This is a genomic window from Micrococcus sp. HG099 (assembly GCF_024723355.1).
Lineage (GTDB): Bacteria > Actinomycetota > Actinomycetes > Actinomycetales > Micrococcaceae > Micrococcus > Micrococcus endophyticus.
In genome coordinates this window covers 1-13,721 of record NZ_JANQCJ010000055.1, presented here as the reverse complement: position 1 = coordinate 13,721, position 13,721 = coordinate 1, and the positions used below count along the sequence as shown (strand labels likewise).

The following is a 13,721-nucleotide window of genomic DNA, read 5'->3' as shown; positions in this document are numbered from 1 at the left end:
GACCTGATGTCCGCTCGCCGCACCACCCGCCCGCTGTCCACCGCCCTCGCCGCCGTCGTCCTGGCGGGTGGCCTCGCCGCCACCGCGGCCGCCCCGGCCCTCGCCGCCCCCGCCGAGACCACAGACGGGTGGCAGAACGGGCACTTCGTCGGGGGCACCTTCGGCTCCACGGAACTCTTGCCCCGGACGGGCCGCTTCTACACACAGCACGCCGTCAAGGACGTCCGCGTGACCGTGGCGCCGTTCTACCCGTCCTTCACTGACCTCGAAGAGATCTCCTATGACGTCCCCGGTGAGATGGGCCCGGAGACGGACGTGGAGTTCACCTACGACGCCGAGCTCGAGACCGGCTACGTGGACGTCCTGGAGCAGCGTCGGGTCCTCGGCGAGGAGGGCACCACCGGCGCCGTCTTCACCCTCTACGTGGACGGGAAGGCCACCGCGACTCTGGTGTTCGGGGAGGACCGGGACCTCGGTGACGACGTCCCCGGCATGTTCCTGGACGCCAGGGGCCCGCAGGCCTACGAATTCGGCGGACGCCCGACGGTGGACCACCAGACCCACCTCGCCGCTCCCGGCTCCCGCCTGGTCCACCTGCAGGGCAACTCCAGCGGCGACGTCGCCGGCGGGGACGCCACCAGGACCGTGGTCGAGCAGCCGGAGCACGGCACCCTCGTCGAACTGCCCCGCGTCGGCGACCCCACGCACTGGACCCCCGACGGGGCGAACGGCAGCTGGGCCAGCACCGTCTACGTGGCGGACGAGGGCTTCACCGGCACCGACCAGGCCGTCTTCACCCTCACTGACGGCGGCACCGGCGAGCAGAAGACGCTCGTCGTGACCTTCTCGATCGGGGACCCGCGGGCCGCCGACCCCCACCTGGGGGTCCAGGGCACGGGTCTCCCGTTCGACGAGGCCCGCGTGTGGGACGCCCTCGAGGCCCAGGGCGAGGACGACACGTCCGAGGCGCCCGCACCGGAGTCCCCGGCGACCCCCGCCCCGGATTCGACGGACGCCCCGGAGGCCTCCGAGCCCTCGGGGCCCGCCGGCGAGCACACCGTCCCCGAGACCGTGGAGACCGGCTCCGGCCAGGCCTGGTGGCTGGCCGCCGTCGCTGCCGCGGGCACGGGCGCCCTGGTCGCCGGCCGGCGTCGCTTCGGCCTGGCTCGCTGACCCGGAGCGCCGGAGTACTGCTCGTCCGCTAACCCGCGGCACCACCAGGCGCCGCTCCCGTCCCTCCGGGAGAGGCCGGCTCCGCCCTGTGACGGGGCCGGCCTCGGCCCAGGGCTGACCCGGGACCGCCTGACGGGGGACGATGGGCGGGTGCTGCTTCCGTCTCTCCCCGTGTGGCTGCTGTCCGCCACCCCCAAGGACCCCGCCGAACTCGAACGGGACGTGCCCGAGCCGATCGACGCGCACGGCGAGCTCGCCGACGCGATCACCGCGGCGATCACCGCCGTGGACCTCGTGGGCGTGTTCTTCTTCGCGATCTCGGGCGCCGTGCTCGCCGTGCGCAAGGGCTACGACATCGTCGGCTCCCTGCTGCTGGCCCTCATGGTGGGCACGGGCGGCGGCGTCGTCCGGGACCTCGTGGTCGGCCGGGACGTGCCCGCGGCCTTCGACAACCCCTGGTACCTGATCCTGCCCGCGGTCGCGTCCCTGGCGGTGTTCCTCCGCATCTTCGACGGCGAGCGCGGCCACCACGCCGTCATGGCCTTCGACGCCATCGGCCTGGCCGTGTACTGCGTGGTGGGCACGCGCATCGCCCTGCTCGCCGGCCTGAGCCCGGTCGCCGCCGCGGTGCTGGGCCTGGTGACCGCCGTCGGCGGCGGCATCCTGCGCGACGTCGTCGCCGGGGAACCGCCCGCCGTGTTCGGCGGGCGCGGCTGGTACGCGCTGCCGGCCATCCTCGGCGCGGGCACGACGGCGGCCCTCGGCCAGGCGGAGCTCCTCGGCCCGCTGACCTCGGCTGCGGTGATGGTGCTCGTGCTCGTGCTGCGCGTGGTGTCCATGCGCCGGGAGTGGCTCGCCCCGGGGGCCGAGATCTCGGGGGAGACCCAGCGCCAGCGCATGGATCCCCATGACGAGCCGCCCGTGCCGGACATCCGCGACCGCAAGGGCAGGGACGGGCCGCCCGCCGACCCCGGCGAGGACGGCCCCCCGGCGAACGAGGAGACGCCCGGGGCAGGCGAGGGCGTCCCCCCGGGGACACCCGGGTGAACAAACGAGCCACCGCGCGGGCCGCACGGGACAATGGCCGGTGAACCCCCGGACCCGACGGAAGGAGCCGCTGTGGACGTCCAGCAGTTCTTCGCCGACCTCTCCGACGTGCCGTGGCTGCTGACCACCCTGGACCTGATCGGCATCTTCTTCTTCGCCACCTCGGGTGCGCTGCTGGCCTCCCGCAAGGAGTTCGACCTGGTCGGCTCGATGGCGCTCGCCCTGCTCGCCGGGCTCGGCGGCGGCTTCACGCGCGACATCCTCCTGGACCGCGGCCTGCCCGCGTCCCTGGAGAACCCGATCTACCTGGCACCGCCCGTGCTGGTCTCGCTGCTCGTATACGTCAAGGCGCTCCACCCGAACCGGCTGAACCTCACCATCACCCTCTTCGACGCCGGCGGCCTCGCGCTGTTCACGGTCTCCGGCGTGCTGATCGCGCACTCGATGGACGTGCACCCGGTGTCCACCGTGGTGGTGGCCATGGTCGCGGCGCTCGGCGGCGGGGTGCTGCGGGACATCGTCGCCAACGAGGTCCCGTCCATCTTCGACCCGCGCGGCGTCTACGTGATGCCGACCTTCGTGGGCGCCACCGTGGCCACCATCGCCGCGATGAACGGAGTGCTCAACGCCTTCACGGGCTTCCTGATCGCGTTCCTGATCTTCGCCGTGCGCATGCTCGCCTACCGGTACCAGTGGCGGCTGTTCGGGGCGGACATCTCCCAGGACAAGGAGTCGCTGGACCGGCTGCGGCGGCTGGCCACCCAGGCGCAGGACGCCGCCGCGCGCCGCGTGGAGCGCGCCCGGGAGCGCCGGCTGCGCTCGGCCTCGGGGCCCGGCGGCATGGACGTCGGCGAGGCGGAGGCGATCGCCGACCGGGCCGCCCACCACCCGCCGGCGCCCGCCGGCTACCACTACGACGCCGTCGAGGACGCCTACACGCGGGACCGCGCCTTCGACGACGACGGCGAGCCCGAGGCCGGCTCGTACGGGCCGCGTCAGGAGTACGAGGGCCAGGTGCGCGTGGAGGACTACGACCCGGACACGCAGTCCATCACCGTGGTGGACCCCGCCTCCCGCCAGCAGGTCAGACTGGACCCGGCCACCGGCGTCATGGACGTCACCGACCTGCGCACCGGCCGCACCCGCAGCTACGACGACCCGGAGCACGACTGGATCGCCGACGACGCGGAGGACGATCCGCGGGGCTGACGCGCCCGCGTGAGCACGGGGCGCGGGGGCCGGTGCAAGACGGCCGAGGCTGCCGAGGCGCGGGAACCGTGCGCATCGGCGTTCGCCGGACGGACTAGGCTGAGAGTCCATGACCGGCACGCATGAGACCGCCCTCCCCGCCAGCACCACCGACGGACGCGCGGCCTCCGCGCCCCTGCGCCGCATCGGCTTCGACCGCGCGAAGTACATCGACCTGCAGTCGCAGCACATCCAGGAGCGCCGCCGTGAGATCGGCGGCAAGCTCTACCTGGAGATGGGCGGCAAGCTCTTCGACGACCTCCACGCCTCCCGTGTCCTGCCCGGGTTCACCCCGGACAACAAGATCGCGATGCTCGAGCGCATCAAGGACGAGACCGAGATCCTCGTCTGCTTCAACGCCAAGGACCTCGAGCGGAACAAGGTACGCGCGGACCTCGGCATCACGTACGAGGACGACGTCCTGCGCCTCGTGGACGTGTTCCGCGAGCGCGGCTTCCTCGTGGAGCACGTGGTGGTCACCCAGCTGGAGGACGCCAACCACCGGGCGCTGGCGTTCCTGGAGAAGCTCGAACGGCTGGGCCTGAAGGTCGCCCGCCACCGCGTGATCCCCGGCTACCCGCACGCCACCGCGCGCATCGTCTCGGAGGAGGGGTTCGGGCGGAACGAGTGGTCCCAGACCACGCGGGACCTCGTCGTCGTGACGGCCCCCGGCCCGGGCTCCGGCAAGCTCGCCACGTGCCTGAGCCAGGTGTACCACGACCACCAGCGGGACATCCCGTCGTCGTACGCGAAGTTCGAGACGTTCCCCATCTGGGACCTGCCGCTGGAGCACCCGGTGAACGTGGCCTACGAGGCCGCCACCGCGGACCTGGACGACATCAACCTCATCGACCCCTTCCACCTCGCCGCCCACGGCGAGCAGGTCACCAGCTACAACCGCGACGTCGAGGTGTTCCCGCTGCTGGCCGCGCTGCTGGAGAAGCTCACCGGCGCCTCCCCCTACCGCTCCCCCACGGAGATGGGCGTGAACATGGCCGGGGCGGCGATCGTCGACGACGAGGCCTGCCGCCAGGCCGCCCGCCAGGAGATCATCCGCCGCTGGTACAAGGCTCAGGTCAACGAGGCCCTGGAGGGCGCGGACGACACCGAGTCCGAGCGCGTGGCCCTGGTGATGTCCAAGCTCGGCCTGAGCTCGGAGGACCGCCCGGTGGTGGGTGCCGCGCAGCTGGTGGCCGAGCGCACCGGCGAGCCCGGTGCGGCCGTGCAGCTGGCGGACGGCACCCTGGTGACCGGCAAGACCTCGGAGCTGCTGGGCTGCTCCGCCGCGGTGCTGCTCAACGCCCTCAAGGTGCTGGCCGGCATCGAGGACGACGTGCACCTGCTATCCCCCGCCTCGATCGAGCCGATCCAGACGCTCAAGACCGTGCACCTGGGCTCCAAGAACCCGCGGCTGCACACGGACGAGGTCCTGATCGCGCTGTCCGTGTCCGCGGCGACCGACGAGAACGCGAAGGCAGCCGTCGAGCAGCTGGCCAGCCTCGAGGGCTGCGACGTCCACACGACGACGATCCTCGGCTCCGTGGACGAGGGCATCTTCCGGTCCCTGGGGATGCTCGTGACGAGCGAGCCGAAGTTCCAGAAGAAGGGGCTGTACCGGAAGCGGTGACGTGATATGAACCTAGACTGAGACCTAGGTCGCAATCCCTAATTTCCGTATGCACGCGATGCGTCGCACTCATCCATGACACGGAGCGTCACCATGAACCTCTACCAGCAGCGTCAGACCTTCTTTCGGCGCCACGGAAATGCGGAGCTATTAGACGTCGGGCTTCGTAGCGCAGAAAACCCTACCCCGCTATTCTTTTTCCACCGGATAGTGGATAAGTCCACGGACATCGAGGGGGCGGATATGGCACTGGGCCGCCTTGGACCTATATTAGAGGCGCGGTTCGATATCCAGGGTGAAGTTTCCTTCTTTTTCACACCCTGGTCCGACCTTCACAGAAGTACTTATAATGCCGTTGCCCAGCGACATACGGAGATTAGCGACTCAGCCCAGCGTGAAGTCTTCACCAATACTCGATTCACACCTTCCCGAAAAGTTGTCTTCATTGTCTCGGATCATAAAGATGTAGTAGGCAAATGCTCGCAATGGAATAGGGAAGAAACAACCGGCACGCTCGTGATTCCGCTCTGGACCGGAGAATTCGGGGACCGGGGGGCATTCGAAGCAATCGCGTCAGCCCTAGCGAGATTCTTGCAAGATCGCGACCTGTACAAGACCAGTGACCCCGTGCACGGCCTCGACTTTTATGGACGCCAATCCGCTCTAGCGCAACTGGAAGCCTACATTGCTAGACGGCAGTATGTGGCGATCCTAGGGCTTCGGCGCTTAGGGAAGACCTCAATCGTTCGTCAACTCGGGACACTATACCAGCAAAAAGGAACTGTAGTCGCCTCAGTTGACTTCCAGGCCATGCGCGAATCATCTCTGGAGTACTTTGCCGAAAATCTATACTCAGATTTGATCGATAAGCTTCGCACCCTCCAAAAAAGTCGACCTGAGGTACGTCTTGGCACTTCAGCCGATCAAAGCGCTGATGACTTGCCATTAGCAAAACTTCCTCAGAAGATTAAACGCCTGGCCTCAAGAAATCCTGACGTCACATTCGTGCTCGTTTTGGACGAAATAGAGACATTATTAAAGTTCAGTTCTTCTTCTCCTGCAATCGTTGGAGAAATTTTAGGGTCAGTTCGCTCGGCCGCCCAGGCACGGGCCAATGTCACTCTGATTCTGGCCGGCGTAGTGAACCAAGTATTCGATGATAGTCTCATCGGTACTAGTGACGACGTAGATAATCCGATCTTTGGTCAGATCGATCCGCTTTACATTACTCCGTTCACCCTCCAAGAGACTGCCGATATGCTTCGTGGCTTGGGTTTGGCAATGTTGGTCACATGGAGCGATGAGGCAGTGGACGAAGTGCACGCTGCCTGCGGCGGTATTCCCTATCTGGCTCGCGAGTTGGCTTCAACTACGAGAACTATGCTAGTGGAGCAGCAAGAGGGCGGTGCGCGGCTTACTTCTGAAACGGTGAAAATCAGTGCAGAGGATGTCAGGACCGCCATCCCCGCGTGGGCGCCCCGCGCCAGGAAGATCTGGACTGGCATTGTTGGCATGCTGCAATCGCATCATCCAAACGTGCATTTGCTCCTTCAGGATAACCCAACGGAAGTCTGGGTAAATGAATGGGCCGAGGAAGACCCGGACATTGAGGCAGCTGCGCTGACTCTTTGCAAACTAGGGCTGTTCCAGCAGAAAAACGATGGGAAGTTTGCATTCACGGAATCACTTAAATCCCTCGAGTTGCTGAATCGACCTACTTCACGGCCGGTCCCGGAAACCTCAGCAGAGCTGGTCCACAGTGTTAGCGACCTAGAGTCAATGCTTGAATCTGGCGAGTCTCACACCGTCGAATTTAAAGAGACTTGCCGCTGGGATATTCGACAGGGGAAAAAAAGTAAGGCCATTGAACACGAGGTAGTGAAAACGGTTTCCGCGTTCCTTCACGCCGATGGTGGGGTACTGCTGATCGGTGTAAATGACGACGGACGACCTTCTGGACTGTCACGAGATCTGCACCTGTTCGAGAAAGACATCGATAGGCTAGAGCGTTGGCTAGCTAAAGATTTACTTGTGCGCGACTTGGGTCAACCCGCAGTTTCTGGATACGTGAGAATTGCGGTAAGGAAGCTTCGCAAACGTAATGTTCTAGTGGTAGAGGTCAGGAGCTTCCCGGGTGTTGCACGCACGGCAGATAATCCCGTTTATCAGCGGCTGGGAAATCAGTCGACAAGACTGATCGATCGACAACTCGAGGAATTTTTGGCACAGCGGATTTGAGTCTTCAATTCAGCAGTATTGGGCCGCTTCTCCTACTGGTCACAGTGGTACTTAGATCCTTGCAAGGATTGTCAATTCGCATTGATCTTGCCATGTCTGTTCAGGACGCAAAACTCCGACCCGGTCGAATTGGTTTAACATTCATCAAAATCAGCAGGGGGTTAAGCCACGTTAACTATGGTCGCGCTTTGGAACCGGTCGTAAGCCCACATCAGCTTGTCGCGGTCCGGGCGATTGGCTTTGACCCTGGGCAGCATCATTAGCGGTTTGCCATGCAGGTCCTGCAAGCCGTGGCGCAGCATGGGCCCGTCCACCTCTTCGAGGAGGTCCTGACGAATTTCGACAACGGGCACGTCCGGCGTCGGCCGAATGCCAAGGAATCGCCGATCGAAAGCAGCGTGGTGGATTTTGCACAGCGCCATCCCGTTCCCGACGGTCGGCGTGCCCAGTTCATGGCTGTCATCCACAATGTGGGCCGCATCCAGTAGCTCCGGATGCGCAAGATTGCATACCGCGCAGTGATCCTCGTACGCCATCAGCACCGTTGAGCGGAAGACGGGTTGGTGCAGACGCACCTTCGTCTCCCGCATGAGATAACGCTTCAGCGCGGGCACCGCGAACCCCTCGTCGAGCTCCTCGACGGCGAAGTCCTCTTCCGCCAGCGGCGCCATGACGAACTGCTGCAGGTCCGGCTCCTCCCGGACAAGATAGACTGGAGCCACCACCTGGTACTCCGGGGGCTTGCCCCCGATGCCGATAAACCAGATGATCGGCTGCCGCAACTGCATAGCCTGGCGCAGCCCGACGTTCTCAGGGTGCTGAGGGTCGTCCCCACGCCACTTGTATCGGATGAGCCCGTCGGCGCCGACCTCGTCCGCGTACGGACGTTTCTGGCCCGGCGAGCGGTACGTAGTCACGATGGAAAGGGTCGCCTCGAATCCGCGCGGCTTCCAGATGCCCTGCTGGGAGGGGATCAGACGGAACGGCTGGCCGTTCCACTCAAAGTCCGCGATCTCGTCACGGGTGAGGGAAATCTGACGGTCAAAGGTGCGCTGCTCGAGCCACGCTATCGCCGCATGTCGTAGGCCTTCCGGTTCAGCCATGGAAACCCCCTCGTGAATGGGGCCTCGTTGACGGCCACCGTCTGAGCCGCAGGTTACCAACAGTTCACCCGAACTCCGCCCACACCCGCTTCTCCACCCCGTCCACGGTCATCTCGCCGCCGTGCGGGAGGATCCACTGCGGTCGTGTGTGGCCGAAGGGCACGCCCACGCACACCACGGCGTCGGGGTTGTAGCGGTGCACGGTCTCGACCATCACGTCGGCCTGCGCGCGCCGTAGCCGCGCCCGTTCCTGCGCGTCCGGGCGCACGTCGAAGTCGCTGACCGGTGGGCGGGCCGCCAGCACGGCGGCCACCTCGCCGAGGATCCCCCGCTCCCCCAGCACGCGCAGCATGCGCCGCACGTCCGTGGCGCTCGGCAGCTCCTCGCTGGTCTCCAGCAGCAGCACGCCGCCCCGCAGCGCCGCCACGTCGGCCGGGCCGCGGCCGGCGGCCAGCACCCACTGCAGCACCTCCAGGTTGCCGCCCCACGTGCGGCCCGTCACGGACCTCTGCGGCCCGGCCCACCGCCACGGCGAGGCACCGGGCCCGCCAAGGCCGTCGTCGTCGGCCGCCACCGGCTCCCGCTGCCCGAACTCGGCGAGCGCCCGCGGGTCCTGCCAGTCCACGCCGACGTCCTCGGACTCGCCCGGCTCGGTGATCTCCAGCCGCTCCCCCGTCAGCAGGGCGGCCCGCAGGGACGCGGCGTGCACTGCGTCCACCCCCGGCCCCGGCCCCAGGTGCACCTGCGTGGACCCGCCGTGGAAGCTCGCCACGCCGTGGGCCCACAGCCACTGGTGCAGGTTGGTGTTGTCGCTGTAACCCAGGAACGGCTTGGGGTCCGCATGCACCGCCCCGGCGTCCAGGTGGCCGATCACCGTGATCTGATCCTCCCCGCCGACCGTGGCGAACACCGCCCGGATCCGCGGGTCCGCGAAGGCCGCGTTCAGATCCCGGGCGCGGTCCTCGGGGCTCGCGCCGAGCTCACGGGTGGTCGGGTACTCGACCGGCTCCAGGCCGGTGAGCTCGCGCAGCCGCCGCATGGCCTGCTCGTGCACCTCGGGCGCGAACCCGGGAGCGGCGAACGACGTCGACACGACGGCGATCCTGTCGCCCGGCGAGGCCTTGGGCGGGTGGACGAGGGTGCGTTCCATGGCGGGAGCCTACGGCGTCCGGCCCGGGGCAAGAGCAAGCACCGGCGGCGCTGCACAGCTCAGAGTTGCTGCGCCGCCAGCTCGTCCAGGCGGAGAAGGCTGCGCAGGTCATCCTTCTGAGACCCTGCGAAATAGGTGGAGTGCGTCACCTTGACGGTGTCCAACGAGTCGGAGCCCACCAACACGATGTCGATGTGGCCATCCTCCCGGTGCAGCCGCTCTCGCCTGCTGTACTCGGCCGTCGCCGCCTCCACGTCCGAGCCGAAGGCCAGGGTGTCCACGAGCTGGTCCCGCGCATGATCGAAGACGAGCAGGTAGTGGTTGATCACCGGTTCCATCACAGCGCCTCCCTTCAGAGTCCAGCCGCGCGTAGCGCGCGCATGGCTTCATCACCCAGATTAACGAGCCTGTCAAGCTCTTCCTCGGTTGGAGGCGGGCCAAGACCCTCGTGGAAGGCGTCCAGCCTCGACATCAGAGCCATGTACCTCTGCACGGCCTCCGACCCATCCTGCTTGTAGTTGGTGCCGGCCATGCCCGAGAGCCGCTCCACCAACTGAGCCCATGCATGCATCACCTGGCTGCGGAGCTGGACTTCGATCAGGCACCCGTCCCACTCGACCACGATGTGGACAGCCCGGTACCCCGAACTGCGGGGGGCCGTGACGTAGTCGCTCGTGCGTGTGACCCGGTGCGACCACGATTGGCTGATACGAGCCTCCAGCCGCCGGAGTTCGGTCACGTCGGGAAGGACGACTCGGCAGCCACCGATGTCCTGCATCCTCGACAGGTCCAGGCCTGCCTCACGAGTGAGCTTCCCGAAGATGGTGGGCACCTTCTTCAGCCGCTGCGTCACCTCCCCGTCGAGTTCCAGGCTCCGGCAAAACTTCCTGAGTCCGTTGTTGGCCTTCACCAGCGGTACCGCATGACGCGCCCGGTGTTCTTCGAGGGTGGTAAGGGCCTCGAACATCTCGGGTAGTTCCACCTCACCCCGCTGGAATGCCCTGATCGTCGACCCTGCTCGTCGCACCGCACTCTTCGTGGGGAACTGGTTGGGCCGCTCGTTCATGGCCAGAGCATAGCCATCACCGAGAACGCCGACTCGAAGCCTGTGGACGCGGCAGCCGCGTTACCGTGTGTCGCCGCAGGTGACGGAGCCGGGGCCGTCGTCGTGGATCCACGACGACGACCCCGGCCCGCGCGTCTCGATGCGGCCCGCGTCTCAGGTCACGGGGCCGTGTAGCCGCCGTCCACCAGGTAGTAGGCGCCGGTGAGGAAGGACGCCTTGTCGCTGAGCAGGAAGCTCACGAGGTGCGCCACCTCCTCGGCGCGGCCCAGGCGGCCGATCGGGTGCTTGGCCACGAGCGCCTGGTGCACCTCGTCCGGCAGTTCGGCGAGCAGCGGGGTCTCGATGTAGCCCGGGCCCACCGCGTTCACGCGCACGCCGCGCGGCCCGTAGTCCACGCCGGCCTGCTTGGTCAGGCCCACCACGCCGTGCTTGGCTGCGGTGTACGCGGACGCGCCCAGCCCGGTGGCCACGGTCCCGTGGATGGAGGACATGTTCACCACGGCGCCGCCGCCGGCCCGCTCGATCGCCGGCAGCTGGTGGCGCATGCCGTAGAGGACGCCGTTGAGGTCGATGTCGATGACCCGGTCCCAATCCTCGATCTTCAGCTCGCCGGCCGGCTCCGTGCCCGCGCCGACGCCCGCGTTGTTCACGGCCAGGTGCAGCGCGCCGAACGTCTCCTCGGCGAACGCCACGGCCTTCTCGTTGTCCTCCGGGGACGCGGAGTCCAGGCGGTACGCGGCCGCCTCGCCGCCGTCGGCCGTGATCTCCTCGGCCACGCGCTCGGCGGCTTCCAGGTTGATGTCCGTAACCAGCACCTTCGCGCCGCCGCGCGCCAGGTCCTTGGCGCACGCCTCGCCGATGCCGGAGCCGCCGCCGGTCACCAGGGCCACCTTGCCGTCGAACTCTGCCATGCCGTTCACTCCTCGTCCTCGGGGGATGTGTTCGGACCCGCGGTGGGTCCACCCTCCACGCTAGGCGGGCGCCCGGCCCCGCCCAAGGGCGGCCCGACGGCGGCCCCCGCCGTTCACGCCGCGTCCACCGGCGCCGTCGTCGTCCGCGGTCGCGCGGGCTCCCGTTTCCCGAACGAAGGTGCTCATGCGGGCTCCCGTTTCCCGAACGAAGGTGCCACCGCGGGCTCCCGTTTCCCGAACGAAGGTGCAGCGGGGGGCGCGTAGCCTGGCGCCCATGACCACCGTGTTCTACGACGAGCAGGGCCGTCCCGAGCCGCCGGCCGCCGCCGGCGAGGCCGCCACCCTGCTCGGCTTCCTCGACTTCCTGCGGGCCAGCCTCGAGTGGAAGTGCTCGGGCCTGGACACCGAGGCGCTGCACCGCCGCCTGCCCGGCCACCCCTCCGAGATGACGCTCGGCGGGATGCTCAAGCACCTCGCGTTCGTGGAGTTCTGGTGGTTCGAGGCCGTCGCCCTCGGCGAGCCGACCTCGGAGCCGTGGGTCTCCGCGGACTGGGACGCGGACCCGGACTGGGACTGGCACAGCGCCGCCCAGGACTCCGCGGACGACCTGCGCGCCGTGTGGTCGGACCAGGTGGCGCGCTCCCGGCAGACCGTGGTGGACCTGCTGGCCGGCGCGGACGACGACGGCGCGGCCGCCCTGGCGCGGACCCACCGGATCCGGGAGGGGCGGGACCCGGTGTCCCTGCGCTGGATCCTCACGCACATGATCGAGGAGTACGGCCGGCACTGCGGCCACGCGGACCTGCTACGCGAGGCGGTCGACGGCCAGACCGGCGAGTGAGCCCCCGCCCCACCCCCGGGGCCCCGTCCCCACCCCGGTCTGAGGCGCGATTCACCCCTGGGTCTGATGTGTCCGGCCCGCCGGAGTCGGTAGCGTCTGAGCCATGACGCCGCCCGCTCCCGCGCCCCCGCCCGCCGCCGCACCGGGTGCGCTGTCCGGGGTCTCCGGGCTGACCTCGGCGGAGGTCGCGGAGCGCGAGGCCGCCGGGCTAACGAACCGCCAGTCGAAGGACACCTCCCGCTCGCTGGCGGAGATCCTGCGCGTGCACGTGCTCACGCTGTTCAACCTGGCGATCGCGCTGTGCGCCGTCGTCGTGATCTCCCTGGGCCGCTGGCTGGACCTGCTGTTCTCCCTGGCGGCGATCGCCAACGTGGTGATCGGCGTCGTCCAGGAGTACTCGGCCAAGCGCAAGCTGGACCGGATCGCGCTGCTGCACCAGGACGACGCCGTCGTCGTCCGGGACGGGGCCCGCGTGTCCCTGCCGATGGCGCGGATCGTGCGCGACGACGTCGTGGTGCTGCGCCGCGGCGACCAGGTGCCCGTGGACGGCGAGGTGCTCGCCTCGGACGGGCTGGACCTGGACGAGGCGCTGCTCACCGGCGAGAACGACCCCGTGCCCAAGGCCCCCGGGGACGCCGTGCTCTCCGGCTCGTCGGTGGTGGCCGGCACCGGGCTCGTGCGGGCGACGGCGGTGGGCCCGGCCTCGCACGCCGCCCGGCTCAGCGCGGAGGCCCGCCGGTTCTCGGCGATCCGCTCCGAGCTGCGCGGCGCTCTGGAGAAGGTGGCCCGCTGGCTGACGATCGGCCTGGTGCCCATCATCGCGGTGATCGTGCACGGCCAGATGACGGCGGTCGGCGGGTGGGCGCACGCCCTGGCCCAGCCGCGCGAGGCCGCCCTCGAGCCCGCCCTGATCGCGTCCGTGGCCGCGGTGACCAGCATGATCCCGCAGGGCCTGGCGCTGATGACCACCATCGCGTTCGCCGTCTCCGCGCTCAAGCTCGCCCAGCACGAGGTGCTCATCCAGGAGCAGCCCGCCGTGGAGGTCCTCGCCCGCGTGGACACCGTCTGCCTGGACAAGACCGGCACCCTCACCGAGGGCGGGGTGCGCTTCCACGAGCTCCTCGCCCCCGTCTCCGCGTCCCCGTCCACGTCCACGGACGACGACGGCGCCCCGGCCGACGTCGACGCCGCGGCGCGCGCGGTGCTCGCCTGGTTCGGCGCCGACCCGGACGCCAACCCGACCGCCGCCGCCCTGCGCGAGCCCTTCGCCGACGCCCCGCCGCACGAGCCCGCGGACCGGGTGGCGTTCTCCTCGGC

General features: G+C 68.2%; 12 protein-coding genes. 7 read left to right on the top strand and 5 right to left on the bottom strand.

The genetic code is table 11. The features are described from left to right. The 5 genes from NWP10_RS06520 to NWP10_RS06500 form a co-directional block, all read left to right on the top strand. A partial coding sequence (locus NWP10_RS06520) for a hypothetical protein (protein ID WP_258300289.1) occupies window positions 1-1,173 on the top strand: 1,173 nt, incomplete at its 5' end. A gap of 150 nt (window positions 1,174-1,323) precedes the next feature. Then, complete coding sequence (locus NWP10_RS06515; protein WP_158493971.1) at window positions 1,324-2,220, top strand: trimeric intracellular cation channel family protein; 897 nt, start codon at window positions 1,324-1,326, stop codon at window positions 2,218-2,220. A gap of 72 nt (window positions 2,221-2,292) precedes the next feature. Continuing rightward, entirely contained in the window at window positions 2,293-3,429 is a 1,137-nt protein-coding gene (locus NWP10_RS06510; RefSeq protein WP_258300288.1) for a trimeric intracellular cation channel family protein, read from the top strand. Window positions 3,430-3,538: 109 nt separating this feature from the next. Continuing rightward, window positions 3,539-5,095 carry a DUF1846 domain-containing protein gene (locus NWP10_RS06505; RefSeq protein ID WP_258300287.1) on the top strand — a complete coding sequence of 519 codons (1,557 nt, stop codon included), beginning with the start codon at window positions 3,539-3,541 and terminating at the stop codon, window positions 5,093-5,095. A 93-nt stretch (window positions 5,096-5,188) separates the two neighbouring features. Continuing rightward, on the top strand, window positions 5,189-7,333 hold the full coding sequence (locus tag NWP10_RS06500; protein ID WP_258300286.1) for an RNA-binding domain-containing protein: 2,145 nt from the start codon (window positions 5,189-5,191) through the stop codon (window positions 7,331-7,333). A 161-nt stretch (window positions 7,334-7,494) separates the two neighbouring features. Here NWP10_RS06500 and NWP10_RS06495 read toward each other — a convergent pair whose 3' ends face one another. The 5 genes from NWP10_RS06495 to NWP10_RS06475 all read right to left on the bottom strand — a co-directional run bounded on the left by NWP10_RS06495 (window position 7,495) and on the right by NWP10_RS06475 (window position 11,563). Then, window positions 7,495-8,436 (bottom strand): HNH endonuclease, encoded by a 942-nt coding sequence (locus NWP10_RS06495; protein ID WP_258300285.1) that lies wholly within the window; start codon window positions 8,434-8,436, stop codon window positions 7,495-7,497. A gap of 64 nt (window positions 8,437-8,500) precedes the next feature. Beyond that, window positions 8,501-9,586 (bottom strand): S66 peptidase family protein, encoded by a 1,086-nt coding sequence (locus NWP10_RS06490; RefSeq protein ID WP_258300284.1) that lies wholly within the window; start codon window positions 9,584-9,586, stop codon window positions 8,501-8,503. A 59-nt stretch (window positions 9,587-9,645) separates the two neighbouring features. Continuing rightward, the gene (locus NWP10_RS06485; protein WP_258300283.1) at window positions 9,646-9,924 is read right to left on the bottom strand and encodes a hypothetical protein; all 279 of its coding nucleotides are present in this window, start codon (window positions 9,922-9,924) and stop codon (window positions 9,646-9,648) included. Window positions 9,925-9,938: 14 nt separating this feature from the next. Continuing rightward, the gene (locus tag NWP10_RS06480) at window positions 9,939-10,652 is read right to left on the bottom strand and encodes a RelA/SpoT domain-containing protein (RefSeq protein ID WP_258300282.1); all 714 of its coding nucleotides are present in this window, start codon (window positions 10,650-10,652) and stop codon (window positions 9,939-9,941) included. A 158-nt stretch (window positions 10,653-10,810) separates the two neighbouring features. Then, window positions 10,811-11,563: an SDR family NAD(P)-dependent oxidoreductase gene (locus NWP10_RS06475; protein WP_258300281.1), complete on the bottom strand. Its 753-nt coding sequence runs from the start codon at window positions 11,561-11,563 to the stop codon at window positions 10,811-10,813. 274 nt (window positions 11,564-11,837) lie between these two features. Between NWP10_RS06475 and NWP10_RS06470 the strand changes: the two genes are divergently transcribed. Next, a complete protein-coding gene (locus NWP10_RS06470) occupies window positions 11,838-12,404 on the top strand; it encodes a DinB family protein (protein ID WP_184173361.1) in 567 nt (188 codons plus the stop codon). A 103-nt stretch (window positions 12,405-12,507) separates the two neighbouring features. Then, on the top strand, window positions 12,508-13,721 hold a 1,214-nt coding region (locus NWP10_RS06465; RefSeq protein ID WP_258300280.1), incomplete at its 3' end, for an HAD-IC family P-type ATPase.

What these genes read in the sequence shown, in the direction of transcription:
- NWP10_RS06470 (WP_184173361.1), top strand. Translation starts at nt 11,838, where the DNA reads ATGACCACCGTGTTCTACGACGAGCAGGGCCGTCCCGAGCCGCCGGCC.
- NWP10_RS06505 (WP_258300287.1), top strand. Translation starts at nt 3,539, where the DNA reads ATGACCGGCACGCATGAGACCGCCCTCCCCGCCAGCACCACCGACGGA.
- NWP10_RS06490 (WP_258300284.1), bottom strand. Translation starts at nt 9,586, where the DNA reads ATGGAACGCACCCTCGTCCACCCGCCCAAGGCCTCGCCGGGCGACAGG.
- NWP10_RS06500 (WP_258300286.1), top strand. Translation starts at nt 5,189, where the DNA reads ATGAACCTCTACCAGCAGCGTCAGACCTTCTTTCGGCGCCACGGAAAT.
- NWP10_RS06480 (WP_258300282.1), bottom strand. Translation starts at nt 10,652, where the DNA reads ATGAACGAGCGGCCCAACCAGTTCCCCACGAAGAGTGCGGTGCGACGA.
- NWP10_RS06475 (WP_258300281.1), bottom strand. Translation starts at nt 11,563, where the DNA reads ATGGCAGAGTTCGACGGCAAGGTGGCCCTGGTGACCGGCGGCGGCTCC.
- NWP10_RS06495 (WP_258300285.1), bottom strand. Translation starts at nt 8,436, where the DNA reads ATGGCTGAACCGGAAGGCCTACGACATGCGGCGATAGCGTGGCTCGAG.
- NWP10_RS06485 (WP_258300283.1), bottom strand. Translation starts at nt 9,924, where the DNA reads ATGGAACCGGTGATCAACCACTACCTGCTCGTCTTCGATCATGCGCGG.